The following is a 26,200-nucleotide window of genomic DNA, read 5'->3' on the forward strand; positions in this document are numbered from 1 at the left end:
TGGCAAAAGATTTACACGATCCGAATTTTCCAAAAGAAGGGAAGAGTGAAAATCATGAAAAAACCGATTTCCATCATCGCATGGACAGCCGCACTCGGGTTGACGGCAGCCGTCGCCCCTGCGACGGAGTCACCGACTGCGCACGCTTGGGGAGCAGATGCTCCGCACGATCCGGAGCACAGCACGCACTTGTGGATCGCGGACAACGCCATCGAGATCATGGCACGAAACACGGACGGCACTGTCAAAGCCAACGAAGTCGGGTACTTGAATGATCCCCAGTACCGCAACCAGTTCGAGCAGGGCCTGTACGACGCCGACTATCTCGATCCGTTCAACAACGGCGGCTACACGTTCGGCGGCTGGAAATCGCACTTCTACGATCCGGATACAAAAGAAAACTACTACGGGGAAACTTCACCGACCGCGTTAACGGAAGGTTCGAAGTATTTCAAATACGCGGGTGAGTATTTTCAAAAAGGCAACTATGACAAAGCGTTCTACTTCCTCGGCGTCGCCGCTCACTACTTCACCGATTCCACGCAGCCGATGCACTCGTCCAACTTCACGGCACTCGATTCCCCGACAGGTTTCCACAGTGACTATGAAGAGTACGCGCAGACGATCCATGACCGCGCCTTGGTGACCGATGCGAACGGCCACTACAACAGCGCAATCACCACCCCGGAGAGTTGGGTCCACGCGGCGGCGGTCAACTCCAAGGCAAAATTTGCAACAATCGGCAACTCTACGGTGTACAGCTACTACAACGCCGGAAATACAGCCGCGTGGCAGCAGGCGGTCACGCCGGGCACCTTGTCCAGCCTCGATGCGGCGCAACGTCAGACGGCCGGGTTTCTGCACCTGTGGTTCAAAACGTACGTCGGCGATACTCCTGTCAAAACTCCGAAAGACAACGGGGTGCTGCTGGACTCCAAAGGCGACACGCTGCAGGCTGGGAAACCGTACTACCTGGTTCCGAGCTCGTATCCGAAGCGCGGTTTGACGTTTGAAGTGTATAACAACTGGGACTACGTGCTCCAATCAGCCGCCCAAGCGGACGCGTATGTCCACGGCACGCCGGTCGTCTTGCACAAAGAGGGCGATGTGAACGATCCGAACATCTACCACGGCAGCGATGCCTCGATCTCGATGACAGCCTCCAACTGGAGCAGCTACAACTACTTCACCACGTACAAGAAAAACAGCTACTACCCGTATCAGGACAGCCGAGGTGTCCCGGTCTACATGGACGTGCAAGACCACCGCGATGTGTATCGGCTGACGAGAACGGCCGCCGGCTCTTCTTCTCTCAACCTGAACACGGGCAAGTATCTGAACAGCATCTCGCCGCTCCAACAGGAACTCTACCTGGGCTGGCTGGCGATCAGCACGAAAAACTGGTCGTATCTGACGACCAACCACCAAAGCAGCGAAGCGATCTGGCAGTTCGTGCCGGTTCAATAGTTCAGAAGAGTGCGCAACACCCGATGAATCGAAATGATTCGTTGGGTGTTTTTATTTCGAAGGAAGAAGGCGATGTGCTTATCCGTGGCGTATATGAACATAGGCTATCCATACGGAGTCTATTCAATGGCAACGGGTGACTTCTACAACAACGATTCCTCATCTGCAGAGGAGTGTTTTCAGCGATACAATCAACGAGAAAGAGTCGGGTGATTTTTTTGACGCATCTTATCGGACAGGCGATGGAGCAGGCTGTTCTGGCATCGATTCAGAGCCATTTGTCTTTGATCTTGTTTAATACGCAAGGAACCGTCACGTGGGTCAATGAGAATTTTGCTCGGGCAATGGGCTATGAGACTCATGAAATCATCGGGCAACACCATCGGATTTTTTGTCTGCCGGAATTTACGTCGAGCAAAAGATACGAGGAGTTCTGGATGGACTTGCGGCAAGGGAAAGCCTTTCAGGACAAGATCCACCGCGTCGCCAAGGACGGAACTTCCATGATCTTGGAAGCCACCTACATGCCTGTTCGGGTAGAGGATCGTGTAGAGGCCATTGTGAAAGTGGCGACCGACATCACCGAACGGGAATCGCTGCTGCAATCGAGCACATCTGAATTGATGGCGATGGTGGAAGAGATGACGGCTCACACGGATGAAGTGCTGAAATCGACGGAGCGAATTGTGGATCAAATGAAGGAACTAAACCGGGAGTCCGAGTCGGTCAAACAGTACGTGTCGAGTATTGAATCGATGCTGTCCTTTGTGCAAAGTATCGCCTCCCAATCGCAACTGCTCGGTCTGAACGCAGCCATTGAAGCGGCACGAGCGGGCGAACAAGGAAAAGGGTTTGCGGTGGTGGCCAACGAGGTCCGCAAGATGGCCGACTCCAGCCACAAGTCGGCCGAGGAGATCACGCAGCAGTTGGCAGCGATCACCAAGTCGGTCGCGATCATCACGGAGAGGATCGTCGAAGTGACAGGACAAGTGACGACCAACTTCTCGGCTGTGAATGATTTGAAGGAAGCGTACGATCATATCGCGGGAACGACAGAGAAACTGGCGACCAGCATCTAACGGGAACGCACCCGATGAATCCTTCTGATTCGTCGGGTGTTTTTTCGTTGCTATTTAGGAAACAATACCCCTGTCACACAACAGGAGGTGAATCCCGTGTTTCAACAACTGTCTCAACTGGCATCTCAAGCGGTTGCGCAACTCAACCCGAACTCGCCGCAGAATCAATTGCCGGAAAACAGTTTCACCGTCCACGAGATCATGGAGATCCATGAAATGCAAAACTTCAAAACGATCTGTCTCAACCGATCCAAACTGGTGCAAGGCATGGTCAAGGACCCGGACTTGAAAGCGATGCTCGAAATGGATGTCCAAGCTTCGATCCAAGCGCTCCAAGACTTGAACTGGATCTTGACGCAGATCGTGCCGCAAGCGCAGGAACTGTTGCAATCCACCAACCCGTTGGCAGCATGGGCGATGAAATACCCGCAGGAAGGCCGGCAGATGGCGCAGCAACAACCGCCTTCCGCCCAAGAATCGCAACCGATCAAAACGCACCACTAAACAGGAGGTGACATCGCTATGGATACGCTGAAAACGGATGATCTTGCCCACCTCGCCGGTCTGGATCAGCTGGTCGATCCGGGGATCGCGATGGACCTGCTGCTCGCGACCAAAACGGCGATCCGCAACGGAGCCATCGCCTTGTCGGAGAGCATCACGCCTCAGGTTCGCGGGGTGATACATAAACACCTGGAATTGTCCATCCTCTTTCATGGACAGTTGACAGCTCTGATGATCAGCAAAGGCTGGTTCCACCCTTATCATGTGACCGAGCAATTCACGATGGATACGATCATGGGGCAGATGGCGATCAAGGTCGGTCAGATGCCGTTGTATCCGGATGAGCCAACCCCGGCAGCGACCCGTCTCGAGTCCCAATAAGGAGGAGCCCCCATGAAGGCCGTAACCTATCAAGGCATCAAGGATGTCCAGGTCAAAGAGGTGCACGACCCGAAGATTGAAAAAGCGGACGATCTGATCATCAAAGTCACCACATCGGCGATCTGCGGATCGGACCTGCACTTGATCCATGGACTGGTGCCGAATTTCCCGAAAGACTTTATCATCGGGCACGAACCGATGGGCATCGTCGAAGAAGTCGGCCCTGAAGTCACGAAACTCAAAAAAGGGGATCGGGTGATCATCCCGTTCAACGTCGCGTGCGGGGATTGCTACTATTGCAACAACCATCTGGAAAGCCAATGTGACAATTCCAACCCGCATGGCGATATGGGGGGCTATTTCGGTTATGCCGAAACGGCAGGCGGCTATGCGGGCGGGCAGGCGGAATATCTGCGCGTGCCCTACGGCAATTTCACCCCGTTTAAAGTGCCGGACGACTGTGAGATGGAGGACGAAGAGATCTGTTTGCTCGCCGATGCGGCCTCGACCGCGTACTGGACGGTCGACAACGCCGGGGTGCGCGACGGGGATACGGTGATCGTGCTCGGTTGCGGGCCGGTCGGACTGCTCGCACAGAAATTCGCGTGGATCAAAGGTGCCAAGCGGGTGATCGCCGTCGACTACATCGACTATCGCCTGCAACACGCCAAACGCACCAACAACGTGGAGATCGTCAACATCGAGTCGGACGCCAACATCGGCAACCATTTGAAAGAGATGACCCAAGGCGGTGCGGATGTCGTGCTCGACTGCGTGGGCATGGACGGTAAATTTTCGCCGTTCGAATTGGTACAGACGGCGATGAAGATGCAAGGTGGCTCGATGGGGGCGCTGACCATCGCCACTCAATGCGTGCGCAAAGGCGGCATGATCCAGGTCACCGGCGCGTACGGCGCGAGATACAACGCGTTCCCGCTCGGCGACATCTTCCAGCGAAACATCAATCTGCGCACCGGGCAGGCACCGGTCATCCACTACATGCCCTATCTGTATGACCTGATCAAACAAGGCAAAGTCAACGTGAGCGATGTGATCACGCATCGCCTCCCGCTGTCGGAAGCCAAGCGCGGGTACGAGATCTTCGACTCGAAAGACGACGGCTGTATCAAAGTCCTGCTCAAGCCGCATTAAGGGCACGAAAGAAGCACTGCTCCGACCGAACTCAGGGTCACGCAGTGCTTTTTTTGTACGAGTCAATAGGTTGACGGTCAAGTGTGAAAGGAGGACCCGCTCTATATGAGCGTTCACAGGAGCAGGCTTTTTTTTATTTGTTTACGCCTCACTCATAATGCATCGATTCTTGACAAAAGATAAGGCATCGAAAAGAGTCGAGGGGGACAATCGGATGGGAGTCGTCAGTATCCTTGCGATCATGTTACTCTTGCTGGTTGCATTCGCAGTTGTGCGACATCACCTGCATCCGCAGGAGGTCGTGACGGTGTGGTTTGCGTGCGCGGCTGTTTTGGCTACGGCGTTTGATGCATGTACACCGAGAAACAGCAATTATTTTAAGTTGTCGGACGAACCGCACCTCTTTCTGGTCGAGAGGATCCTCGAGGTGGTGATGATTCCGGTCTTGTTGCTTTTGTATCTGAATCTGATGCTTTGGATTCAATCCCGGACGGGCAAAGTCGCCGCCACTGTCGGGTGTTATGCGCTGTTGCTCGGATTGGAAGCGCTCGGTGCAGCGAGCCAAGCCTTTTGCTATGTGCAATATCAACGTTGGTGGTCGTTGATCCTGTGGGCGGTTGTGATGTTGATGGCCACGGCGATTCAGAAAGGGATTCGTGGACTTCTGCGCAGAGAAGGGGTAACCATATGATCTTTCTGCCGGAGCGGTTCGACCTCAACGAGTGGACCGTGATCGCTTTTTTTCTTCTCACGCTGATCATCGCACTGCGACTGCCGCCACGGTTTCCCCTCTCGATCATCGTGACGATGGCGGTGTTCAGCGCAGCGACGGCGCGTATCTTTGATCATGCGTTGGCTGGACCTGTCGTCAAGGATTTGTATGACATCATGGATCTCAACAAAATCGAATGGTTTGACCTGCTCACGTACCTGATGTTTGCACCGCCTGGGTACCTGTTTCTCTACGCGTACGAGAAGTGGCAACCGAAGGGGTTGCAGATCGTCGCCTTTCTGCTGGCAACTGCCCTATTGGCGACCGGGATCGAGTGGTTGCTTCACCTGGGGCGAGTGTTTACCCATAAGACGTGGAAACTCGAGTACTCCTTTTTGGTGTATCTTTTTGTGCAACCGTTGACGTTGCGGTTGTTTGTCTATCTGAAGAGATATCAATGGAAAGAAGACTAAAAAGCCCCTCTCACTGGAGAACAAGTAGTTAAAACAAAACCACCTGCTCGCAAGGCAGGTGGTCTTTGCGTATTTTACTTATCGTTTCAGCACCTTCAGGCCGGAGCCCATGTCGGAGCCGAGGATGTAGTTGTTGTCCACATAGACACCCCAGACCATCGCGGAGCTCGGCACGTAGGAGGCGACTTCGGTCGGGTTGGCGGGGTTGGTGATGTCGACCATGCGGATGCCGTCGGAGTAGTGCGACAGGTAGAGCGTGTTGCCGTGCACCTTCGGATCATGGACGGTATAGGTGCCGGGGATGCGTTCGCCCGCTTTGATCTGCGTGACGGAGTTGGCGGTGCGGAAGGTGGAGATCAGTTTGGGACGGCTCTTGTCTTTGATGTCAAAGATGCGGGCATACCCCCAGCCCCGCTCAAAGTTCGGGTCGGACGGGTCAGGCGAGAACACTTCACGGGTCTCGATCAGGATGTTGCCGCCGTGAGCCAACGCGGTCGAGTGCGCCGCTCCCTGCACGTTGCGGTCAAAAGAAGTGCGGCCGATGAACTTCGGATGAGCCGGGTCTTCGATGTTGAGGATGATCGTGCCGAGGTCCCAATAGGAGAGATACGCCAGTTTGCCCGTTTCGTCGGCGATCACACTGTGCAGGAAAGCCGTGCGGGTCGCGCCGTTTTCGTCGGTGAAGCGGTATTCGCCGTTGTAGTTTGGCGTGCCTGTCTCGCGCGGGTCCCAGTTGGCCAGTTCGACCGGATGCGCCGGGTCGGTGATGTCGATGATCGAGAAGTCGTGAACGGTGACGCCTTGATCCCGGTACTGGGCCGCTTTGTAGTTGGTGGTGAGCAGGAGGACGCGGTTGCCCTGCTTGGTGATCGTGAACTCATGCGTACCGGTCGGCAGTTCTTTTGGCGTCTTCCAGAATCCCAGTTGCTTCGGCTGCGCGGGATCGGACACGTCGTAGAGCACCACGCCGCCCGTTTCGAGGCGGTCGCTGCCTTTGTAAGTGGGGATCTTTTGCACGGAAAAAGCCGCCAGATCGCCTTTGAAATACGGGGTGGACACGCTCTCGACTTTGACTTTCTCTTGCCAAGTGCCCGGCAGATCGTTGCCCATCACAGAGATCTCGACCGGATGGGACGGGTCTTTCAAATCGAAGATGCGCACGCCCTCGTTGGTGCCTTGACCGCGATATGTGCCCACGTATGCATATCCTTTATGAGCGGTGACATCGCCGGTGATCGCGGGCACGCCTTTGAGCTGCTTCAACGGCACGGCCGCCACTTCAGTCAGCCCTTTAAACTCGTCCTTCCCGCTGATCACGGGCGCACCGCCGAGCGTTTCCGGTCCGGCTTGGATATGCGCCTTTTGCCCGTCCTCGCACGCCATCGCCGTCGGTGCCCCAGCCAGCGTCAAAACAAGCGCCACAGCCAGTGAGGCGCGGAATTTTTTGTTCATGAATGAGTGACCCCCTCTGTTAGTCAACGTTTACACGCGATCCACAGATATGTACGGTCAGAGGCCCGCTTTTAGTACGAATCAAATCGAATACGTCACCCACGGCCCTTTTTGGGCGCCCATTTTTTCATAAAAGCGTTGGGCGCGGTGGTTGTCGGGTGCGGTTTCCCAGGACATCCATGCATAGCCGTGTTCGCGGGTGTAGGACTGGCAGGCGCGGAACAGGCTTTCGGCCGCGCTGGTGCCGCGGGCGGACTCTGTGAGGTAGAGGTCGTTCATTACGGTGGATTTGTCGCATACGGTGGTGCTGTAGGTAAAGTACAGAGTGGCAAATCCGAGCAGGTCACCGTTCTGCTCGGCGACAAACTGGATGCCTGCCTGATGATCGAGCAACGTGCGGATCAGGCCCACGACGCGTGTTTCCGGCGGGCGGGGGCGTTGGTAGAAATCGCAGATGTATTCGTACATCAATTCGCTCAGGCGAGCGACGTCGCGCTCTTCAGCGGGGCGGATCGTGGCTGTTTGTCGGGTCATGGAAAATGACCTCCTTTTGCAGTAGTTAAATGTTGGTAATCTACATCATAACAAAAAAGCACCTGCCGGAGCAGATGCTTTTTTGTGTGGACTCAGCGGATTACAGCAGGCCACCGCGACGGCAACGGATGACGAGAGTGCGACCTCCGATCCGGACCACAACGGTACGACCGCAGCGCACGTTGACGAAGACAACGCGGCGAACTCTGCGACGACGAATGTTCATATGATTCCCCTCCTTCGTTCGATCAAGTTACTTCATCTTATGGAGGAGAGCCTCTGTCGGAAAGGGACAAAGCACCGAGGGGGAAATCCTATTTTTTGAGACAAGTATGCACAAAAATGTCACACATTCATATTATGTGACATACTAATTGCTTGTAGATGGCATGATTGTGAGTTATAATTCATTTAGACAGAGGAAAATATTGCTCAGAATGCGGAGGCGAGAGATATGGCACACAAGTTGGTCTATCTGTTTGACGAAGGTCGGGCGCAGATGCGTCACTTGCTCGGCGGCAAAGGGGCAAATCTGGCGGAGATGCTCCACGTCGGATTGCCGGTGCCGTTCGGGTTTACGATCTCGACGGAAGCGTGCAACGAATATTACGCAAGCGGTGAGAGCGTCACCCCGGAGACGCAAAGGCAGATCGCGACCGCACTGGCCGAACTGGAAGCGCGGACCGGCAAAAAGCTCGGCGACCCGCAACATCCGCTGCTCGTCTCGGTACGCTCCGGCTCGGTTTATTCGATGCCCGGCATGATGGATACGATTCTCAACTTGGGCCTGAACGATCTCACGGTGCAAGGGTTGGCCGACCTGACCGACAATCCGCGCTTCGCTTTCGATTGTTATAGACGATTTATTCAAATGTTTTCCGGTGTCGTGCTCAATATTGAGAATTATCACTTCGAGAACATCATTTTGGAAAAGAAGCGGGAGAAAAACGTCACCCTCGACCTTGAACTGGACGCGGCAGACTGGCAGGCGATCATCGCCCGCTATCAAAAGCTCGTCGTGCAAAAGACGGGCGAGGAATTTCCCCAAGACCCGCTCGTGCAACTCGACCGAGCGGTGCGCGCCGTGTTCTCTTCTTGGAACAATCACCGCGCCATCGTTTACCGTCGCCTGCACAGCATCCCCGATGACCTCGGCACCGCGGTCAACGTGCAGATGATGGTGTTCGGCAACATGGGCGACGACTCCGGCACCGGCGTCGCGTTCACGCGCAATCCGTCGACGGGGGAGAAGGAACTGTACGGCGAGTTTCTGATCAACGCGCAAGGCGAGGACGTGGTGGCTGGTATCCGCACGCCGCAGCCGATCTCGGCGTTGCAGGGGGCATTGCCGCAGGTCTATGAGCAGTTCCACGAGATCGCGCAACGGCTGGAGCAGCACTACCGCGATCTGCAGGATATCGAGTTTACTGTCGAGCGGGGTCAACTGTTTATTCTCCAGACTCGCAACGGCAAGCGCACCGCGCAGGCAGCCGTCAAAGTGGCGGTCGATCTGGTCAATGAAGGGCTGATCAATAAAGAAGAGGCCCTGCTGCGCGTCGACTGCGACTCGCTCGATCAACTCCTGCACCGCCGCATCGATCCCGATGCCAAACTGCACGTGATCGCCAAAGGGCTGGCCGCGTCTCCCGGAGCGGCGTCGGGCGTCGTGGTGTTTGACGCGGATGAGGCGGAGCGACTGGCCGGCAAGGGGCAGCAGGTGATCCTCGTGCGTCCGGAGACGACACCGGAAGACATCCACGGCATGATCGCGTCGCAGGGTATCCTGACCACGCGCGGCGGCATGACGTCGCATGCGGCGGTGGTCGCTCGCGGCATGGGGAAACCGGCGATCTGCGGCTGTGAAGCGTTGCGCGTCGATCTGCGGCACAAGACGGTGACGGTCGGCGAGCACGTGATCCGCGAAGGCGACCCGATCTCGATCGACGGCGGCACCGGCCGCGTGATCCTCGGCGAGATCCCGATGATCGACCCGGTGCTCTCCGAAGAGTTTGAAACGTTGCTCACCTGGGCGGACGACGTGCGCGAACTGGATGTGCGCGCCAACGCCGACAACCCGGAAGACTCGCTGAAAGCGCGTTCTTTTGGAGCGGAAGGCATCGGCCTGTGCCGCACCGAGCACATGTTCATGGCGGCCGACCGCGTGCCGGTCGTCCAAGAGATGATCCTCGCCGAGACGCTGGCCGAGCGGCAAGTCGCGCTGGCGAAACTGTTGCCGATCCAGCAACGGGACTTTGAAGAGATCCTCGAAGCGATGCAAGGTCTGCCGGTCACGATCCGTCTGCTCGATCCGCCGCTTCACGAGTTCCTGCCGAACTTGGAAGACCTGGTCGTCGAGCTGACCAAGCTCCGTCTGCAAGAGGAGGCCCCGCTGTGGAAGATCAAAGAAAAAGAGAATCTGCTCCGCAAAGTCCGGGCTCTGCACGAGTTCAATCCGATGCTCGGTCATCGCGGGTGCCGCCTTGGCATCACGTTCCCGGAGGTCTACGAGATGCAGGTGGTCGCGATCTTCCGCGCAGCCGCCGCACTAAAAGCCCGCGGCGTCGACGCACGACCTGAAGTGATGATTCCGCTGGTCGGCCACGTCAACGAGTTGAAGATCCTGCGCGAACTGGTCGAGGAAAAAGCCCATCAGGTCATGGTCGAAACGGGGCAGCATTTCGAATACACCATCGGCACGATGATCGAAGTCCCGCGCGCTGCTCTGACGGCAGACCGCATCGCGGAGCAGGCCGATTTCTTCTCCTTTGGCACCAACGATCTGACCCAGACGACGTTCGGTTACTCCCGTGACGATGCGGAGGGCAAATTCCTTCACCACTACGTCGACGCGCAGATCCTGCCCGACAATCCGTTCGTCACCCTTGATACGGAAGGCGTCGGCCGTCTGATCGAGACGGCGGAAAAGCTCGGCCGTGCGGTCAAACCGGGTCTGAAACTCGGCATCTGCGGCGAACACGGCGGCGAGAAGCGCTCCATCGAGTTCTGCTACCAGACCGGCCTCAACTACGTCTCCTGCTCCCCGTTCCGCGTGCCTCTGGCCCGCCTCGCCGCGGCGCAAGCGACGGTGAAAAACGGCAAGGAAGCATGGGCGGCTGTCAGTCATTAATTTGATAAAAAGAACCTGTCCTCGAGGGCAGGTTCTTTTTTCGTGTTATAATCATAACATTCAATTTTTGCGAACGGAGGGCAGCACCATGCGCCTGTTAACTTTTTCAGACCTGCACGTCGATCACAACAGCGCCGCTCTGAAGGCCGATCTGATCGACCACATCGCCGCCTACATCCGCGAGACGGCGCCTGACCTCGTCGTCGTCGCCGGCGACATGGCCGGCGGCTCGGAGCGATGCATAAGAGCCATCGACGCGATCGAAAGGGCGACCGGCATCCCGCTGGCGTACATACCGGGCAATCACTCCGTCTGGACGATCAACAAAGAAACCGACTCCTGGCACGAATACGAACAACTCCGCGCCCACCGCTCCTCGCTGATCGACCGCCCGATCCTGCTGCCTGACGACTGGGTGCTGATCGGCGATATGGGCTGGTACGACTATTCCTTTGAAACGGAACGCACAAGGGAACAGGTGATCAAAGACCGCAACTTGATGTGGCGGGACAGCGTGCTCGCCCGGTTCGGGCAGGACGACGACGAACTGTGCGGGCGAATGGTGGACAAGTTTGCCGCCTTGCTCGACCGATACCGGGACAAAAAGATCATCTTCGTCAACCACTTCATCCCGTATCTCGACTATGCCCCAGTCTCGACGCACAACAAAGTGTGGAACATGATCCGACCGTTCATGGGCTCATCCCGCATCGGCGACCTGCTCGATGCGTCGCCGCAGGTGCGTCACGTCATCTTTGGCCATGTGCACTATCGCTACGGCACGAGAATGCGCGGCGACCAACAGGTCATCTGCAATCCGCTCGGATATGTCAAAGAGTGGCGGACCCAAGATCCGATGACTGAGATTAAAAACAGCGCATCTTGGATTGAGATTTGAAAGGAAATTGCATGACAATAAAGAATATATACATTTATAACTGTATAAGGGGGAGCACCTCATAATGAAAAACAAAAAATGGATGGGTGCAGGACTTGCCATCACGATGGCAGCCGTGACGTTGATCGGGTGCAGCAACGGGGATAAAGAACCGGCAAAAGGCGCTGACACGGGCAAACTGGATGTAAAACAAGAGATCACCTTGCCGATCACCGGCGATATTCCATCGATGGACATTTCCAAAGCGACCGATGACATCGCTTTCACGATTCAAGCAGCGGTCAACGAAGGCCTGACCCGCCTTGACAAAAACGGCAAAGCGCAGCCCGGTATGGCGACCGACTGGGACGTCTCCGATGACGGCCTGACCTACACCTTCAAGCTGCGCGATGCAAAATGGGCGAACGGCGAGCCGGTCACGGCGAAAGACTTCGTCTATTCTTGGAAGCGCACGCTCGACCCGAAGACCAAAGCGAGCTACTCCTTCATGGTGGCTTGGATCAAAGGCGGCGAAGCGTACAACACCGAGAAGGGCTCGGCGGACGACGTCGCGGTTAAGGCTGTCGACGACAAGACGCTGGAAGTGACGCTCGCTCACCCGGTTCCGTTCTTTGTGGAGCAGATGGCGTTCCCGGTCTTCTTCCCGCAAAACCAAAAGTTCGTCGAAGCGGCAGGCGACAAATACTCCACCGAAGCGGACAAACTGCTGGCCAACGGCCCGTTCAAAATGTCGGAGTGGGCGCATGAGCAATCGGCGACCCTCGTCAAAAACGATCAATACTGGGACAAAGACAAGGTCAAGCTGACCAAAGCGACGTTCCAAGTAGTCAAAGACTCGACCGCAGCGGTCAACCTCTATGAGTCGGGCGAGCTCGACCGGACGATCGGTCTGGTCCGCGATCAAGTCGAGAGCTACAAAGACTCCAAAGAGTTTTCCGTCGAAGCGGAACTGACGGCCGGCTACGTGATGTACAACCAGCGCGTGCCCGCTCTGACCAACGCAAAAATTCGCCAAGCGCTGACCTATGCGATCGACGCAGAAGCATATGCGGATGTCGTCTACCACAACGGTTCGAAAGCGGCGACCGGTATCGTGCCGAACGGTGTCAACGTCAAGGACGGGGAATATCGCCAGATCGCAGGCGATCTCGTCGGTCGCAAAGACAACGCCGCAAAAGCGAAGGACCTGCTGGCAGAAGGCTTGAAAGAAGCCGGTCTGACCGAGTTCCCGAAGATCAAGCTGACCGCAAACGACGACGACACCAACAAAAAAGGCGCGGAGTTCGTCCAAGAGCAATGGCGTTCCAAGCTCGGCATTGAGGTCGAAGTCGAGACCTTGCCGTTCAAACTGCGCCTCGACAGAGCGCGCAAACATGACTTCGACCTGATGCTTGCCGTCTGGGGCGCCGACTACAACGACCCGATGACGTTCCTCGACCTGTGGATGTCCGACAGCGGCTTCAACTACCCGAGTTGGAAAAACGCCGACTACGACAAGCTGATCAAGCAAGCGCAGGCTGAGCCGGATGCGAAGAAGCGCACCAGCCTGATGGTCGACGCGGAGAAGCTCTTGATGAAGGAAATGCCGATCGGCCCGACCTTCTTCCGCGGTCAGGCGTACCTGACCAAGAGCCACGTGAAAAACTGGCAGACCAGCGTCTTCGGCCCGGACTACGATCTCAAAGAGACCTACATCCAAGGCAAGGAATAACAAGGATTGATCGGACTCCCCCCGGATACGCTATGTTCGGGGAGGGATGTTCCAATGGCAAACAAAGTCGATGCCAACAAAAACGACAACGTCTACAACCCGGACACAGGCTTTGAGAAAAAGCCGTCCAATCTGCCCAAGAACAAGCGCAGAAACAAAAGCAAATAAGCGGTGCCGAGTGTCTGCCAGATGGCAGGCACTCTTTTTTTGATAAAAAATGGCTCGCCGGCACATCCTAATCCTTGGGATTTTCGAAGGGTCAGCCCTTCTCTTCCAAGTCCCGCCAGTGTTGCCAACCATCTCACAGTATCCGATCACCTCCCGGAGGCATGCTATACCCATCAACTCAAGGAGGTGCTTTCAACAATGGCAAACAACAACAACAGCAACCAAGTGCTCGTCAACGGTGCAGAACAAGCTCTGAACCAAATGAAGTACGAAATCGCGTCGGAGTTTGGTGTGAACTTGGGCGGCGAAACGGCTTCCCGTCTGAACGGTTCCGTAGGCGGCGAGATCACCAAGCGTCTGGTCGCATACGCAGAGCAAGCTCTCTCCGGCCGCGCCTAATCGCAGCTTGACCACAACTGAATAGCTCGTTTGTAAACGGGGGCCCCCGTCCGGGGGTCTCCCTTTATGTGTGGAGGTTTGGCAAGTCTTGAACAACGCATCGGTTCGGGGCTTTTTTGGAGTCTCTTCCGAACTGGAAAAAGTTGCATCGCATGAAGGCGCTCATACCGCCCATACTATGACCAATCCCCCAACGCAAGGAGGTGACACACAGATGGCAAACAACAACAACAGCAACCAAGTACTCGTCAACGGTGCACAGCAAGCGCTGGACCAAATGAAGTACGAAATTGCTTCCGAGTTTGGAGTCAACCTGGGTGGTGAAACGGCTTCCCGCCTCAACGGTTCCGTCGGTGGCGAAATCACCAAGCGTCTGGTGGCTTATGCTGAGCAAGCGCTGAGCGGTCGCGTTCAATAATCGGTTCGCAAAGCCAAATTGGTACAAGTTACACGGTATGATCTTCTCAAAAACGAGCACAATAAACTCACATCCCATTCAGGAGGTGCCTTACAATGGCAAACAACAACAGCGGTCGTAACCAAAAGCTCGTCAACGGTGCAGAACAAGCTCTGAACCAAATGAAGTACGAAATCGCTTCTGAGTTCGGCGTAAACCTGGGTGGGGAAACGGCTTCCCGTCTGAACGGTTCCGTCGGCGGCGAAATCACCAAGCGTCTGGTAGCTTACGCAGAGCAAGCTCTGGCAGGCGGCCAACGCTAATCACAACTAAATAACTGCTTAAAGCAAAGAGCCTCCCTCGCGGAGGCTCTTTTCAATTGGTTGAACAAGGTCCATCCCTCAGATAGAATAGAAGAGTTGCACAGGAAACGAAAAGAAGCAAGGTGGAGGGACGCCATGACTGTACAGACAAGAGCTGCTGAAATCGTCAAGGGCACCAACCCGCAGCAAAAACTCGCAGTTGAGACCACGGAGGGACCGCTGCTGATCCTCGCGGGCGCCGGGTCCGGCAAGACGAGCGTATTGACGAGACGGATCGCCTATCTGCTCGGTGTGCGGAACGTCTCGCCCTTTCATATATTGGCGATCACATTTACCAACAAAGCAGCAAAAGAAATGAACGAACGCGTCAAAAAGTTGGTCGGCGAAGCGGCCGAAGACCTATGGATGAGCACCTTTCACTCGATGTGTGTGCGGATCTTGCGCCGGGAAGCGGAACACATCGGCTACAGCAACAACTTTACAATCCTCGACCCGGACGACCAGACCGGCGCGATCAAACAGGCGATGCTCGATCTCAACCTCGACATCAAAAAGTTTGACCCGAACCAGATCCAATGGCGGATCTCCGCCGCCAAAAACGAGCTGATGAGCCCGGACGATTTTGCCAAGACGGCCGGCAAAAAGCTCAGCGACATCGCCGCCGCGCAGGTGTATCGCGTCTACCAACGCCGCCTGCAGGATTTTAACGCGATGGACTTTGACGACCTGATCATGAAGACGGTCGAACTGTTTGAGTACCACCAGGAAGTCTTGGAAAAGTATCAGGATAAATTTGTCTACATCCACGTCGACGAGTACCAAGACACCAACCGGGCGCAGTACAAGCTCGTCAAACTGCTCGCCCAAAAATACCGAAACCTCTGTGTCGTCGGCGACGGTGACCAAGCGATCTACGCGTGGCGCGGAGCTGACATCTCTAACATCTTAAACTTTGAAAAAGACTATCCGGAAGCGACGACGATCAAGTTGGAGCAAAACTACCGCTCCACCTCGACGATCCTCGACGCGGCCAACGCGGTCATCCGCCACAACACGATGCGCAAAGACAAAGACCTCTGGTCGGCGAAGGGGCAGGGGGAGAAGATCACCGTCTACACCGCCCTCGATCAAGAGGACGAGGCGCAATACATCGTGCAACAAGTGAAAAACCATGTCGCCAACGGCGGCAAATACGGCGACTGCACCGTCCTCTACCGGGCCAACGCGATGTCGCGCGTGATCGAGGAAGCGTTTCTTGGCGCGGCGATCCCGTACAAGATGCTCGGCGGCTACACATTCTACGACCGTCGCGAGATCAAAGACGTGATGGCCTACCTGAAATGCCTGTCCAACCCGCAGGACGAGATCTCGCTGCTGCGCATCATCAACACGCCCAAGCGCAGCATCGGCAACGGCACGATCTCCAAACTGCTCGACTTCGCGCACGACCGCGACCTGACGCTGCTCGAAGCGATGGGCTTCCCGGATGAAAACGGGCTGCCTGCCAAGACGGCGGCGACCTGCAAAGAATTTCACGACATGATGAAATACCTGCACGTCTGCCAAGAGGGGCTGTCTGTCTCCGAATACCTCGAAGAAGTCCTGACCAAAACCAAATACCGCGACGTCTACCGCACCGGCAAAGAAGAGGACAACATGCGCCTCGAAAACATCGAGGAGATGTTCTCGATCACCAAGTCGTTCGACCGCCGCCGACGGGGATCGGTCCACGACTTCCTCTCCGAAGTGTCGCTGTTGTCTGACAATGACAAAGAAAAGGGCGACGAAGGCGAAGCGGTGATGATGATGACGATGCACGCTTCCAAAGGACTGGAGTTCCCGACCGTCTTTATCATCGGTTGCGAAGAGACGATCTTTCCGCATATGCGTTCGATGGACGACATTCGCGGCATCGAGGAGGAACGCAACCTCGCCTATGTCGGGATCACGCGTGCCAAGGAAAAACTCCACCTGCTCCACTGTGCGGAACGGACGATCTTCGGCAATACGACGCGCAACGATCCGTCGCGTTTTCTCGACGAGATCCCGGAGGAATTCCTCGACCGGACGCTCGGCACCAACGATCTGCCGGACGACACTTGGAAAGTCGGCGAGATGATCAAGCATACCCAGTGGGGACAAGGCATGATCATCGACAAGAAAGGCACCGAAGACACGCTCGAACTGACGATCATGTTCCACCCGCAGATCGGCGAGAAAAAAGTATTGCCCCGCTTCACCCGCATGGAGAAAATGTAACCGAAAAATACCTTGCCAGCCTTCCCTATGCGGAAGGTTGTTTTTTTATGCGTCCCGTTTGCTGAAATGTTGTAAGGATATGGAATACTCAAATAATTTGCAAAAAGGTATTGCAGAAAAAACCCGCGACTGCTATATTGGTCTCAAGGCAAATATTTCAGAAAGATTACAAAACGATTACTTCGATGTAACGTACGAGTAGATTAGGGGGATGTCAAATGTTCAAAGCTAAAAAATGGCTGACCGTAGGTTTGGCGGTGACCTTGGCAGGCGGCGCGCTTGTTGGTTGCGGCGCTGAAGAGAAGAAAGATGCTGCTGACGGCAGCAAAGACACCGCAATCGACGCGAAGCAGGAACTCAACCTGTACCTGACCGACGAACTGCCGACCATGGACCTGTCCCTGGCGACCAACAACCTGTCCTTCACCCTGTTCGCAAACATCAGCGAAGGTCTGATCCGCCTCGACAAAGACGGCAAACCGGCAGCAGGTCTTGCGAAAGAGTGGAAGCGCTCGGACGACGGCCTGACCTACACGTTCATTCTGCGCGATGGTCTGAAATGGTCCAACGGGGACGCGCTGACCGCGAAAGACTTCGAATACTCCTGGAAGCGCACTCTGGATCCGAAGACCGGCTCCCAATACGCATTCATGCTGACCTGGATCAAAGGCGGCCTGGCATACAACTCCGACAAAGGCACTGCTGATGAAGTAGCTGTCAAAGCGAAGGACGACAAGACCCTCGAAGTCACCCTCGAGAACCCGATCCCGTTCTTCGTCGAGCAAATGGCATTCCCGATCTTCTTCGCACAGAACGAAAAGTTCGTGAAAGAGATGGGCGAAAAGTACGGCGCAGACGCAGACAAAGTGATCTCCAACGGTCCGTTCAAGCTGACCAAGTGGGTGCATGAAGAATCTGTTGCCATCGAAAAGAACGAAAACTACTGGGACAAAGACGCTGTCAAACTGCAGAACGTCAACTTCCAAGTCGTAAAAGACACCACCGCACTGCTCAACCTGTACGAATCCGGCCAAGTGGACCGCACCCTGCTGGTTCGCGAAACCGTTGACCAATACAAAGACTCCAAAGAGTTCTCCATTCAGCCGGAGCTGACCACCGGTTACCTGCAATACAACCAACGCGTCAAGGCTCTGACCTCCGCGAAGGTTCGTCAAGCACTGACCTATGCGGTTGATGGCGATGCATACGCAGACATCATCTACCACAACGGCACCAAAGGTGCGACCGGCTACACCCCGGAAGGCATCTCCAACGGCCAAGGCGGCGACTTCAAGAAAGACGTCGGCGACCTGATCAAGCGCAAAGAAAACCTGCCGAAAGCAAAGCAACTGCTGGAAGAAGGTCTGAAAGAAGTCGGCGAAACGTCCTTCCCGAAAATCAAGCTGCTCGCAGATGACGGCGACGTCGGCAAAAAAGCGACCGAGTTCATCAAAGAACAATGGCGCACCAACCTCGGCATCGACGTCGAAGTCGAGAACGTTCCGTACAAAATGCGTCTGGACCGCTCGCACAAGCATGACTTCGATATCGTAGTCTCCCTGTGGGGCGCTGACTACAACGATCCGATGACCTTCCTCGACATGTTCATCACCGGCGGTGACTTCAACGATCCGCAATGGTCGAACGCTGAGTACGACAAGCTGATCGACTCCGCGAAGAAGGAAGCAGACCAGAAGAAGCGCATGCAAAACCTGTACGACGCAGAGAAGCTCCTGATGAAGGAAATGCCGGTTGGCCCGCTGTTCTTCCGCGGCCGCGCGTACCTGACCAAGCCGTACGTCAAGGACTTCCAATGGAGAATCTACGGCCCGGACTTCGAGCTCAAGCACACCTATATCCAAGGCAAGTAATCGCCTGCCTTGTCACAGTGAAAAGATCGCCCTCTCCCGAGGGCGATCTTTTTTAGGTTCCACCTCTTCTACAGCACGACGATCACCGGATTTTCATACCACGATTGCATCGCATTGACGACTCCTTCCGGCGAATCAAACTGTTCACGCCGACCGAACGGGTTGGTAAACGACATCATGCCGCCCTGTCTTTCAATTGTAAAGATCTGCCCGTCGATGCTTACCTGCACGACCTCGTCATCCTGCATCCGCTGACGCAACTGATCCATCCAGTCCATCTTTCTCGCCTCCTCGCTGCATCTGGCTCCTGTCTGCTAGTATGTGCCAAGGGGCGTATCATTCATGAGTTGATCCTGTTGTCGAACAATGCTATATTATGGATACGAAAAGATGAGAAAAGATCAAATTCTCTAATAATTTTTGGCAATGAGGGGCAAGGGGGAGTAACACGATGATGGCGAGAAAGCGGATGGGGGGTATCCTCCTAGGCGGCTGGCTTTTGATCGGCGGGCTCACCGGGTGCAGCAATACATCGGAACACGACATCGCGGCGGTCACCGACAACGCGCCGCCGGAGCAATCGCTCTCGCTGGCGTTGGCAGACGAGGTACCGACGCTGGACAGCGCCAAGGCGACAGATGAATTGGCGTTTACGCTGTTGACACAGACAAATGAAGGTCTGGTGCGGCTGGACGAAGCGGGGAAGGTAGTGCCGGGCGTTGCACGGGAATGGACGATTTCCGAGGACGGCCTGCGCTATCAGTTTGTGTTGCGTGAAAACGCGCTCTGGTCGGACGGCTCCCCCGTCACCGCTCATGACTTTGAATACGCGTGGAAGCGGGCTTTGCAGAAAGACACCGGCTCGCAGTATGCTTTTTTGATGGAATGGATCAAAGGCGGTGCGGAGTATCGCCATGAACAAGCACCGCTCGACAGTGTAAGTGTGAAAGCGCGGGACGAACGGACGTTGGATGTCGAACTGGCAGCGCCCAAGCCGTATTTTTTGGAACAGTTGTCTTTTCCGGTCTTCTTCCCGCAACAGAAGTCGTTTGGGGAGAAAGCGGGCGACCGCTACGGTGGCGATCCCGGCACGGTGCTGGCGAACGGACCGTTCAAACTGGCCGAGTGGCTTCATGACCAGTCGCTCGGTCTGGTGAAAAACGACACCTATTGGGACCGTGGGCAGGTGCGCCTCGAACAGGTGACATACCAGATCGTCAAAGACGCGACCGCCCGCGAAGATCTCTATCTGGCCGGGGTGATCGACCGCACCGCGCTGGTGCGCGACCAGATCGCTCGTTACCGGGGCAATCCGGAATACATGGAGATCGACGAATTGGTAAATGGCTATCTACAGTTCAACCAAAAACATCGGGTGTTGCAAAACGCCAAGATTCGCAAAGCGCTGACCTATGCGGTGAACGGTGATGCCTACGCCGAAGTTGTCTACCAAAACGGCACTCGCGGGGCGACGGGACTTGTGCCGACCGGTACGTCTAACGGGCAGGGCGGCGATTTTCGCAAGGACGGCGGCGACCTGATCGACCGCATGGAAAACGGCAAGCAAGCCAAGGCGTTGTTGGAAGCGGGTCTGCGCGAGCTCGGCCTCGCCAAGTTTCCGAAGCTCAAAGTGTTGGGCGATGACGGTGACACCGGCAAAAAGTCGACGCAGTTCCTGCAGGAGGAGTGGCGGACCAAACTCGGCATTGAGATCGAGGTCGAGAACGTGCCGTTCAAGCTGCGGCTCCAACGCACGGCCGAACGCGATTTTGACATCGTCGAATCGCTGTGGGGGGCCGACTACAACGACCCGATGACCTATCTCGACATGTGGGTGACCGGCAGTGACTTTAACGAAAGCGGCTACAGCAACGTGCGTTATGACGCTCTGATCGGGCAGGCCAAGGTCGAAGCGGACGCCGCACGCCGAATGCAACTGTTGCTCGACGCGGAACGACTGCTGCTCGACGACATGGCGGTGGGGCCGCTGTTTTTCCGCAGCAGCGCCGTGTTGCAAAAGCCTTACGTCAAAAAGGTGATCCACCGGCACTTTGGACCTCGCTATGACTTGAAGTACGCCTACGTGGAGGGAAAATAAAGACGATGCATGTCAAACTGACGTTGATCATGAAGGACGGTTCGTGCCAGAAAGCGCGCGTCACCGATGCGGACTCGGTCGCCGAGGCGATCCAGTTTATGAAAGAGATGCGGCCGGGCGTCGTCGACGCCGTCGAAGGCTGGGAACGGGCCGAGCAATACGAAAAAGAACAAGCATGAGTACACAGGCACCCTGTCTTGGGGTGTCTATTTATTTATGTAAGAATGAGTATAAATTTATTTGCCGGTTTCCCAATTTTTCAGAGGAAAGAAAATCCAAGCGTAGAATAGTATTAAATCGAAATGACTAATGATTTTGAATAAGGGTGTGTCGGAGCAGTCGGGAGGGTGAAGCGAAATATGGTCATACCGAAGGCGTGGCGTCAACTCGCAACGTTGGTGGAACTGCTGGTGATCGGACTTGGTCTGCTGATCTTGGTTCAACACCCTATTGCCTTCACATCAAATCTGTGGCTAGTCCTTGGGGTCGGCATCCCGGCGATGGCCGCGTTGATCGTGTTTCCGATCACGCTCCCGTCGATGCTGGTCTCGCTCGAATTGGTGTTTACCTTTTATTTCGTGATGACAATGGATGTGAGTTCCGCCCTGTGGGTGAACTTTTTAGGCGAACTGCTGGGGGCGCTGCTGATGGTCCGCCACACGCGGGCTTTGGTCGTGCTGCTCAATCCGGCGCTCAAGGTCGTCTGCCTCGGGGCCGGACTGGCCGCGTGGGAAGCGACGCTGCCGTGGCTGTCCGCGATCGGGGTGAACAGCGGATTGACGGCCGCGCAGTTGCTCGTCGTCAGCGGGGTCTACTTCTTGGTCAACCACCTGCTTCTTCATTTCGCGATCTCGCTTCGCACTTGGCATTTTCATCTCTCTTCCGCGTTGCAAGCTGTGAAATGGGAACTGATCGTCTATTTTGTCACCTTGCCGCTGGCGTATCTCGGCGGGCTGACGCAACCGTACTTTCAAGAGTGGAACTTGATCCTCTTGTTGGTGCCGGTCGCCTTTCTTACGTATCTCATGCGATTGTTTAACCGTTTGCAATGGTCCAACCGGGTCAATCAGGCCTGCATCACGCTCAGCGTCGCCAAAGAGACGTCGACGATCTATCAGCAGACGTTTCAATTGGCGATGGACATGACCGACTCCGCGCACGCGATCTTGCTGCGCAAAGTTGACGACGGTGTCTACCAAGGGCTTGACTGTACGGGCAAGGTGTACGACCGCATTCAAAATCCTCTGCTCGATCACGTCGCCGGCAACCAAGACGTGGTGACGATCACCGATGCAGGCCTGCTCGGGATGTTTCCGGAGTGGCAGGCCCGCTCGATGGTGCTGCTGCCGTTGGTGGGCAAGACCAAGGTGTTCGGGATCATCGTCCTGGCCAAGCCGAACTCGCACGGCTATTACAAATCTCATCTGGGTCAACTGCGCTTTCTCGGCCATCAGGTCTCGATCATCCTCGACCGCAATCATGTCTACGAGGAGCTGGAGCGGGCGGCGGTGACCAATCAATTGACCGGATTGTACAACTACCAGTATTTCAATGAAAAATTGGATGAGAGGTTCCGCTTTGCAAAGGCGACGGGCGAGGAACTGTCCTTGATCATCTTCGACATCGACCATTTCAAGAAATACAACGACACCTACGGCCATACCGTCGGCGATGAGGTGCTGCGGCAGGTGGCGGCGATCGCCAAGCGGATCGCCGATGCGCAGGGGCTGTTTCTGGCCCGCTACGGCGGCGAGGAGTTTGTCGCGTTCGGTCAACTCACCTCCGCAGAGGCGAACGCAGTGGCGGAAGTGCTGCGCCATCGGATCGAGGAGCATCAGTTTGTCTATCAAGACCGCACGCTGAAAAACATCACGATCTCCTGCGGCATCGCGCACGTCGAGGAGCATGATACCACATCGCCGGGCGATCTGATGGAAAAGGCCGACCAAGCGCTGTACTGGGGGGCCAAGGAGATGGGGCGCAACCGGGTCGCCGTGTTTGGCCCGGAGTTTGATCAGCGGCTGTTTGTCGATGCTCTGACCGGTTTGCACACGATGCACTACCTGCGCCGCAAACTGCCTTCGATCTTGGAAAATGAGGCGCATTTCCCGCTGCACTTCCTGCTCGTCGACATCCGCAACATGCGGCGGGTCAATGACGACTACGGCTTTGAGGTGGGCAATCGGGTGCTGATCGACGCCTCGTATGTGCTCAAAAGCGTGATGCGCACGGGCGACTTGATCTGCCGCTACATGGACGATGAGTTTCTCGTCGCGGTCCAGGGCATTCCCGTCACGGAGATCGAGGCGGTGTCCAAGCGGATTCGCGACGGATTTTTCTCTCATCTGTTCCCGATTGTCGGCAGCACGATCTCTTGCGATGTCATCGTTCTGACGATGAACGACGCAGAGGAGACCGCTCACGTGCTCAATTGGCTGGCAACTGCACGCAAACATTTGACAAAAGGTGCGGTATAATAGAAAGGTCTGCCAGTCACGGTTCAGAATGGGAGTGGAGAGTCATGAAACGTTTTACGATTCAGGCGGACGGCACCGACGTCACCGTGTACGAACAAGCGGGCGACGGAGAGCTGACCGTCCTTTTTTTGCACGGAGTCGGCTCGACGGCGAAAGTGTGGTCGCAGTCGATGCGCCGCCTGCAGCCCTTCGGCCGCATCGTGGCGATCGATCTGCCGGGATTTGCCGGGGGGAGCGCGTTGCCGGAGACGATTGAGGATCTGAGCGATCTGGCGCCGTTTGTCTGCCGCGTGCTGGACGAGCTCGGGATCGAGTCGGCCGTGTGGATCGGGAACTCGCTGGGCGGCCGCATCGCCGTCGAGGCGTGCCTGAATGCGCCGGAGCGGGTGCGGGGACTCGGCCTGATCTGCTCGGCCGGCGTGCGTCTGCCGGGCGTGGAGATCGCGACGCCGTATTCGATGGGCGAGGAGGAGTTCAACTCCCGGGTGTTTTATCAGCCGGAGCGGTTTTTCTCCCTTCAGTCGCCGACCTCCCGCCAAGCGACGCTCGACAGTCGCCGCCGCTATGAGGAGCTGATGGAGCGCACGGAGGTCATGGACTTCTCCGAGCGGCTCTCGGAGATCCGGGTACCGACGACGCTGATCTGGGGCCGTCACGACGGCGTGATCCCGCTCGCCATCGGCGAGGCGTTTGCCAAAGGCATCGCCGGGGCACAGCTGCACGTGCTGGAGCTGGCGGCCCACGCACCGCACCTCGAACAGCCGGAGCGGGTGAATGACTTGCTGGAGGCTCTTCTAAGCACTGTCTCTCCTGCGTAACGTAGGAGAGGGAGGTGTTTGGCGATGCAAGCATTGCGGCAATGGCTGCGCAAAGTGACGACCGGATTGGCTGCTTTCTTGCTGTCCTGCGTGCAGATCCTCGGCACAGTCGATCTGACCGGGATGGCGCCGTACGGATACGGGTACATGTGGACCGACTACGGCATGAAAGTGCAGATGATGGAAGAGGAAGAGCGCCGGCATGCGGCCCGCCTCGAAGGTGACGTGCACGAGGACATCATCCGCCAATCGGCGCAACGCGAGCGAAACAACGACAAAAAAGCCGTTTCCTGAGAGCAGGAGACGGCTTTTTTTTTATGCGATGCGAGCGCGGGCGTGTTTACGCCTTCGGAGCCAGCGGTTCCGGGCCTTCGAAGAGAGCCAGTTTCGGAGCGAGAGGTTCCGGGCCTTCAAAGAGTGCTTGTTGCGAAGACGCGTAGCCAAGACCTGCTGCGACAACAGCAGCAAAGAGCAGTGCGAGAGTTGCTTTTTTCATGTTACAAATACCCCTTTTCCTTGAGATAGTTTTGAATGGCTTGCTGCGATTCTTCGAGGATCAGCGTCGCAGATTTATAATCGCCGAGCGATTTGTAGATGTCGCTGAGCATCAAAGAGGCTTTGTGATACTCCTGCGGCGCTTCGACGGCGAGGAACAGGCGCATCGATTCTTTGGCATCGACGATGGCCGCGTCCTGTTCGCCACGAGCGTGGTGCCACAGGGCGCGGACATAGTGGCATTCTCCGCGCAGGGCACTCCCCGGCTCGCTGGTGGTGATCGCTGAGTCGATATGCGCCTTGGCTTCCCCCAGACGTGAGAGGTGCACCAGCAGTTTGGCCACTTCCGCGTGCGCGTTGGCAGAATGGCGTTCGAAACCGTGGAGTTTATACTCGTTCAGACATTCATACAGCGTCTCCAAAGCGGCGTGCGGATCGCCGTTTTCCCCTTGGATGATCGCAAAATTGACCTTGACTTTGATCGAATAGGCGATGTTGTCGAGGCTCTTGAAGATCGTGATCGCTTCCTTGCAATATTCTTCTGCGAGCTGGTACTCCTTTTTGCCATAATACGATTTGCCAAGACCCAAATAGTTCGTCGCCAGGTGATGGAGATTGGTCGTATCGTGAAGGAGAGTGAGCGAATCGCGGAACAGTTCGCTGGAGCGGTCGTAGTTGCCGAGGTGGTTGTGCGTGATCGCAAGGTTGGTGATGATCTCCGCTTTGACAAACAGGTCGATCGGTTCGCCTTTGTCTTCAGCTTCCACCAGCGATTCATGCGCTTTTTGCCAATAGTGAAAGGCGAGCGAGATGTTGTGCTGCTCATAGAACAGTCGCCCGAGCCGGTGCAGTGCGATGGTGTAGGTGACGAGCAGATCATGCTTTAACGCACTGATCATCACTTTTTCAAGGAAATCCTGCGCTTTGGAATACTCCCGCAATTCCAGATGGCAGATGGCCAGATCGAGCTGCAACTCGGTCTCGTCCACGTTGCCGCCATTTGCGGAGAGCAGATTTTCCAATATCGGCACGGCATTTGCATACTCTTTCGCAACGATCAGCGTCTTGGCCAATTTGTGCGAAGTCGTCTGCTCCAGATACCCTTCTTTCTCCTCCAGAAAAAAGTCCAGCGGGACTTCGAGCCGTTCGGCGATCTGGACGAGCAGTTTGTAGGAAGGATTGATCTTGTCAGATTCGATCTGGCTGATCGCGCTGGCACTGACCAAGCCCTTTGCCAGTTGGCCCTGGGTCATCCCCAGTTCCAGTCGCCGTTGCCGGATCTTTGGACCAAGAGAAGCCATGGCTTTCCTCCCGTTTTGGTAAAGAAATCTCTGTCTGTGTAAACAGTATACGTTGACAACTGAGGAACAGAAAAGAGGGTATCTTAAATAAATTTATTTTTATT

The 26,200-nt window shown here is 55.9% G+C and carries 25 protein-coding genes; 20 read left to right on the forward strand and 5 right to left on the reverse strand.

Features of this window, described 5'->3' with window-relative positions:
• The first annotated feature begins 54 nt into the window (after positions 1-54).
• The 7 genes from OS242_RS16405 to OS242_RS16435 all read left to right on the forward strand — a co-directional run bounded on the left by OS242_RS16405 (position 55) and on the right by OS242_RS16435 (position 5,768).
• The gene (locus OS242_RS16405) at positions 55-1,467 is read left to right on the forward strand and encodes a zinc dependent phospholipase C family protein (protein ID WP_267152780.1); all 1,413 of its coding nucleotides are present in this window, start codon (positions 55-57) and stop codon (positions 1,465-1,467) included.
• Between the two features lie 242 nt (positions 1,468-1,709).
• Positions 1,710-2,546, forward strand: coding sequence for a methyl-accepting chemotaxis protein (locus OS242_RS16410; RefSeq protein WP_267152875.1), 837 nt, complete (start codon positions 1,710-1,712; stop codon positions 2,544-2,546).
• Positions 2,547-2,642: 96 nt separating this feature from the next.
• On the forward strand, positions 2,643-3,050 hold the full coding sequence (locus tag OS242_RS21335) for a hypothetical protein (RefSeq protein ID WP_323372968.1): 408 nt from the start codon (positions 2,643-2,645) through the stop codon (positions 3,048-3,050).
• Positions 3,051-3,068: 18 nt separating this feature from the next.
• Positions 3,069-3,431 (forward strand): spore coat protein, encoded by a 363-nt coding sequence (locus OS242_RS16420; protein ID WP_267152781.1) that lies wholly within the window; start codon positions 3,069-3,071, stop codon positions 3,429-3,431.
• A gap of 12 nt (positions 3,432-3,443) precedes the next feature.
• Positions 3,444-4,583, forward strand: a complete 1,140-nt coding sequence (locus OS242_RS16425) for a zinc-dependent alcohol dehydrogenase (protein ID WP_267152782.1) — start codon at positions 3,444-3,446, stop codon at positions 4,581-4,583.
• Positions 4,584-4,797: 214 nt separating this feature from the next.
• Positions 4,798-5,274: a hypothetical protein gene (locus OS242_RS16430; RefSeq protein WP_267152783.1), complete on the forward strand. Its 477-nt coding sequence runs from the start codon at positions 4,798-4,800 to the stop codon at positions 5,272-5,274.
• Entirely contained in the window at positions 5,271-5,768 is a 498-nt protein-coding gene (locus OS242_RS16435; protein WP_267152784.1) for a hypothetical protein, read from the forward strand. The genes OS242_RS16430 and OS242_RS16435 overlap by 4 nt, the downstream gene beginning before the upstream one ends.
• A 78-nt stretch (positions 5,769-5,846) precedes the next feature.
• On the opposite strand, the gene OS242_RS16440 is transcribed toward OS242_RS16435, so the two are convergent.
• Both OS242_RS16440 and OS242_RS16445 read right to left on the reverse strand, forming a co-directional pair.
• The gene (locus tag OS242_RS16440) at positions 5,847-7,220 is read right to left on the reverse strand and encodes an LVIVD repeat-containing protein (protein WP_267152785.1); all 1,374 of its coding nucleotides are present in this window, start codon (positions 7,218-7,220) and stop codon (positions 5,847-5,849) included.
• A gap of 81 nt (positions 7,221-7,301) precedes the next feature.
• Positions 7,302-7,754: a GNAT family N-acetyltransferase gene (locus OS242_RS16445; protein ID WP_267152786.1), complete on the reverse strand. Its 453-nt coding sequence runs from the start codon at positions 7,752-7,754 to the stop codon at positions 7,302-7,304.
• Between the two features lie 454 nt (positions 7,755-8,208).
• Here OS242_RS16445 and ppdK point away from each other — a divergent pair, with 454 nt between their 5' ends.
• The 8 genes from ppdK to OS242_RS16485 all read left to right on the forward strand — a co-directional run bounded on the left by ppdK (position 8,209) and on the right by OS242_RS16485 (position 18,907).
• On the forward strand, positions 8,209-10,881 hold the full coding sequence (ppdK, locus tag OS242_RS16450; RefSeq protein WP_267152787.1) for a pyruvate, phosphate dikinase: 2,673 nt from the start codon (positions 8,209-8,211) through the stop codon (positions 10,879-10,881).
• An 88-nt stretch (positions 10,882-10,969) separates the two neighbouring features.
• On the forward strand, positions 10,970-11,779 hold the full coding sequence (locus OS242_RS16455) for a metallophosphoesterase (RefSeq protein WP_267152788.1): 810 nt from the start codon (positions 10,970-10,972) through the stop codon (positions 11,777-11,779).
• 64 nt (positions 11,780-11,843) lie between these two features.
• Positions 11,844-13,490, forward strand: a complete 1,647-nt coding sequence (locus OS242_RS16460) for a peptide ABC transporter substrate-binding protein (RefSeq protein ID WP_267152789.1) — start codon at positions 11,844-11,846, stop codon at positions 13,488-13,490.
• Between the two features lie 366 nt (positions 13,491-13,856).
• Positions 13,857-14,057 (forward strand): alpha/beta-type small acid-soluble spore protein, encoded by a 201-nt coding sequence (locus OS242_RS16465; RefSeq protein ID WP_267152790.1) that lies wholly within the window; start codon positions 13,857-13,859, stop codon positions 14,055-14,057.
• A 214-nt stretch (positions 14,058-14,271) separates the two neighbouring features.
• The gene (locus OS242_RS16470) at positions 14,272-14,475 is read left to right on the forward strand and encodes an alpha/beta-type small acid-soluble spore protein (RefSeq protein ID WP_267152791.1); all 204 of its coding nucleotides are present in this window, start codon (positions 14,272-14,274) and stop codon (positions 14,473-14,475) included.
• 95 nt (positions 14,476-14,570) lie between these two features.
• A complete protein-coding gene (locus tag OS242_RS16475; protein WP_267152792.1) occupies positions 14,571-14,777 on the forward strand; it encodes an alpha/beta-type small acid-soluble spore protein in 207 nt (68 codons plus the stop codon).
• A gap of 135 nt (positions 14,778-14,912) precedes the next feature.
• A complete protein-coding gene (gene pcrA, locus OS242_RS16480; RefSeq protein ID WP_267152793.1) occupies positions 14,913-17,036 on the forward strand; it encodes a DNA helicase PcrA in 2,124 nt (707 codons plus the stop codon).
• A 218-nt stretch (positions 17,037-17,254) separates the two neighbouring features.
• Entirely contained in the window at positions 17,255-18,907 is a 1,653-nt protein-coding gene (locus OS242_RS16485; protein WP_267152794.1) for a peptide ABC transporter substrate-binding protein, read from the forward strand.
• 68 nt (positions 18,908-18,975) lie between these two features.
• Here OS242_RS16485 and OS242_RS16490 read toward each other — a convergent pair whose 3' ends face one another.
• On the reverse strand, positions 18,976-19,185 hold the full coding sequence (locus OS242_RS16490) for a hypothetical protein (RefSeq protein ID WP_267152795.1): 210 nt from the start codon (positions 19,183-19,185) through the stop codon (positions 18,976-18,978).
• Positions 19,186-19,358: 173 nt separating this feature from the next.
• Here OS242_RS16490 and OS242_RS16495 point away from each other — a divergent pair, with 173 nt between their 5' ends.
• The 5 genes from OS242_RS16495 to OS242_RS16515 all read left to right on the forward strand — a co-directional run bounded on the left by OS242_RS16495 (position 19,359) and on the right by OS242_RS16515 (position 24,594).
• Positions 19,359-21,005: a peptide ABC transporter substrate-binding protein gene (locus OS242_RS16495; RefSeq protein ID WP_267152796.1), complete on the forward strand. Its 1,647-nt coding sequence runs from the start codon at positions 19,359-19,361 to the stop codon at positions 21,003-21,005.
• 5 nt (positions 21,006-21,010) lie between these two features.
• The gene (locus OS242_RS16500) at positions 21,011-21,184 is read left to right on the forward strand and encodes a hypothetical protein (RefSeq protein WP_267152797.1); all 174 of its coding nucleotides are present in this window, start codon (positions 21,011-21,013) and stop codon (positions 21,182-21,184) included.
• A 180-nt stretch (positions 21,185-21,364) separates the two neighbouring features.
• The gene (locus OS242_RS16505; protein WP_267152798.1) at positions 21,365-23,482 is read left to right on the forward strand and encodes a sensor domain-containing diguanylate cyclase; all 2,118 of its coding nucleotides are present in this window, start codon (positions 21,365-21,367) and stop codon (positions 23,480-23,482) included.
• A gap of 44 nt (positions 23,483-23,526) precedes the next feature.
• Positions 23,527-24,300, forward strand: coding sequence for an alpha/beta fold hydrolase (locus OS242_RS16510; RefSeq protein WP_267152799.1), 774 nt, complete (start codon positions 23,527-23,529; stop codon positions 24,298-24,300).
• A 24-nt stretch (positions 24,301-24,324) separates the two neighbouring features.
• Positions 24,325-24,594, forward strand: a complete 270-nt coding sequence (locus tag OS242_RS16515; protein WP_267152800.1) for a hypothetical protein — start codon at positions 24,325-24,327, stop codon at positions 24,592-24,594.
• A 46-nt stretch (positions 24,595-24,640) separates the two neighbouring features.
• Here the strand turns inward: OS242_RS16515 and OS242_RS16520 are convergent, their stop codons facing one another.
• A complete protein-coding gene (locus OS242_RS16520; RefSeq protein WP_267152801.1) occupies positions 24,641-24,796 on the reverse strand; it encodes a hypothetical protein in 156 nt (51 codons plus the stop codon).
• Position 24,797: 1 nt separating this feature from the next.
• Complete coding sequence (locus OS242_RS16525; protein ID WP_267152802.1) at positions 24,798-26,096, reverse strand: tetratricopeptide repeat protein; 1,299 nt, start codon at positions 26,094-26,096, stop codon at positions 24,798-24,800.
• Positions 26,097-26,200: the final 104 nt, after the last annotated feature.

The organism is Tumebacillus lacus (genome assembly GCF_026410385.1).
Taxonomy (GTDB): Bacteria; Bacillota; Bacilli; order Tumebacillales; family Tumebacillaceae; genus Tumebacillus; species Tumebacillus lacus.

Excerpts from the sequence above, each read along its gene's own strand:
- OS242_RS16405 (WP_267152780.1), top strand. The coding sequence starts at position 55 with ATGAAAAAACCGATTTCCATCATCGCATGGACAGCCGCACTCGGGTTG.
- OS242_RS16410 (WP_267152875.1), top strand. The coding sequence starts at position 1,710 with ATGGAGCAGGCTGTTCTGGCATCGATTCAGAGCCATTTGTCTTTGATC.
- OS242_RS16420 (WP_267152781.1), top strand. The coding sequence starts at position 3,069 with ATGGATACGCTGAAAACGGATGATCTTGCCCACCTCGCCGGTCTGGAT.
- OS242_RS16425 (WP_267152782.1), top strand. The coding sequence starts at position 3,444 with ATGAAGGCCGTAACCTATCAAGGCATCAAGGATGTCCAGGTCAAAGAG.
- OS242_RS16430 (WP_267152783.1), top strand. The coding sequence starts at position 4,798 with ATGGGAGTCGTCAGTATCCTTGCGATCATGTTACTCTTGCTGGTTGCA.
- OS242_RS16435 (WP_267152784.1), top strand. The coding sequence starts at position 5,271 with ATGATCTTTCTGCCGGAGCGGTTCGACCTCAACGAGTGGACCGTGATC.
- OS242_RS16440 (WP_267152785.1), bottom strand. The coding sequence starts at position 7,220 with ATGAACAAAAAATTCCGCGCCTCACTGGCTGTGGCGCTTGTTTTGACG.
- OS242_RS16445 (WP_267152786.1), bottom strand. The coding sequence starts at position 7,754 with ATGACCCGACAAACAGCCACGATCCGCCCCGCTGAAGAGCGCGACGTC.
- ppdK (WP_267152787.1), top strand. The coding sequence starts at position 8,209 with ATGGCACACAAGTTGGTCTATCTGTTTGACGAAGGTCGGGCGCAGATG.
- OS242_RS16455 (WP_267152788.1), top strand. The coding sequence starts at position 10,970 with ATGCGCCTGTTAACTTTTTCAGACCTGCACGTCGATCACAACAGCGCC.
- OS242_RS16460 (WP_267152789.1), top strand. The coding sequence starts at position 11,844 with ATGAAAAACAAAAAATGGATGGGTGCAGGACTTGCCATCACGATGGCA.
- OS242_RS16465 (WP_267152790.1), top strand. The coding sequence starts at position 13,857 with ATGGCAAACAACAACAACAGCAACCAAGTGCTCGTCAACGGTGCAGAA.
- OS242_RS16470 (WP_267152791.1), top strand. The coding sequence starts at position 14,272 with ATGGCAAACAACAACAACAGCAACCAAGTACTCGTCAACGGTGCACAG.
- OS242_RS16475 (WP_267152792.1), top strand. The coding sequence starts at position 14,571 with ATGGCAAACAACAACAGCGGTCGTAACCAAAAGCTCGTCAACGGTGCA.
- pcrA (WP_267152793.1), top strand. The coding sequence starts at position 14,913 with ATGACTGTACAGACAAGAGCTGCTGAAATCGTCAAGGGCACCAACCCG.
- OS242_RS16485 (WP_267152794.1), top strand. The coding sequence starts at position 17,255 with ATGTTCAAAGCTAAAAAATGGCTGACCGTAGGTTTGGCGGTGACCTTG.
- OS242_RS16490 (WP_267152795.1), bottom strand. The coding sequence starts at position 19,185 with ATGGACTGGATGGATCAGTTGCGTCAGCGGATGCAGGATGACGAGGTC.
- OS242_RS16495 (WP_267152796.1), top strand. The coding sequence starts at position 19,359 with ATGATGGCGAGAAAGCGGATGGGGGGTATCCTCCTAGGCGGCTGGCTT.
- OS242_RS16500 (WP_267152797.1), top strand. The coding sequence starts at position 21,011 with ATGCATGTCAAACTGACGTTGATCATGAAGGACGGTTCGTGCCAGAAA.
- OS242_RS16505 (WP_267152798.1), top strand. The coding sequence starts at position 21,365 with ATGGTCATACCGAAGGCGTGGCGTCAACTCGCAACGTTGGTGGAACTG.
- OS242_RS16510 (WP_267152799.1), top strand. The coding sequence starts at position 23,527 with ATGAAACGTTTTACGATTCAGGCGGACGGCACCGACGTCACCGTGTAC.
- OS242_RS16515 (WP_267152800.1), top strand. The coding sequence starts at position 24,325 with ATGCAAGCATTGCGGCAATGGCTGCGCAAAGTGACGACCGGATTGGCT.
- OS242_RS16520 (WP_267152801.1), bottom strand. The coding sequence starts at position 24,796 with ATGAAAAAAGCAACTCTCGCACTGCTCTTTGCTGCTGTTGTCGCAGCA.
- OS242_RS16525 (WP_267152802.1), bottom strand. The coding sequence starts at position 26,096 with ATGGCTTCTCTTGGTCCAAAGATCCGGCAACGGCGACTGGAACTGGGG.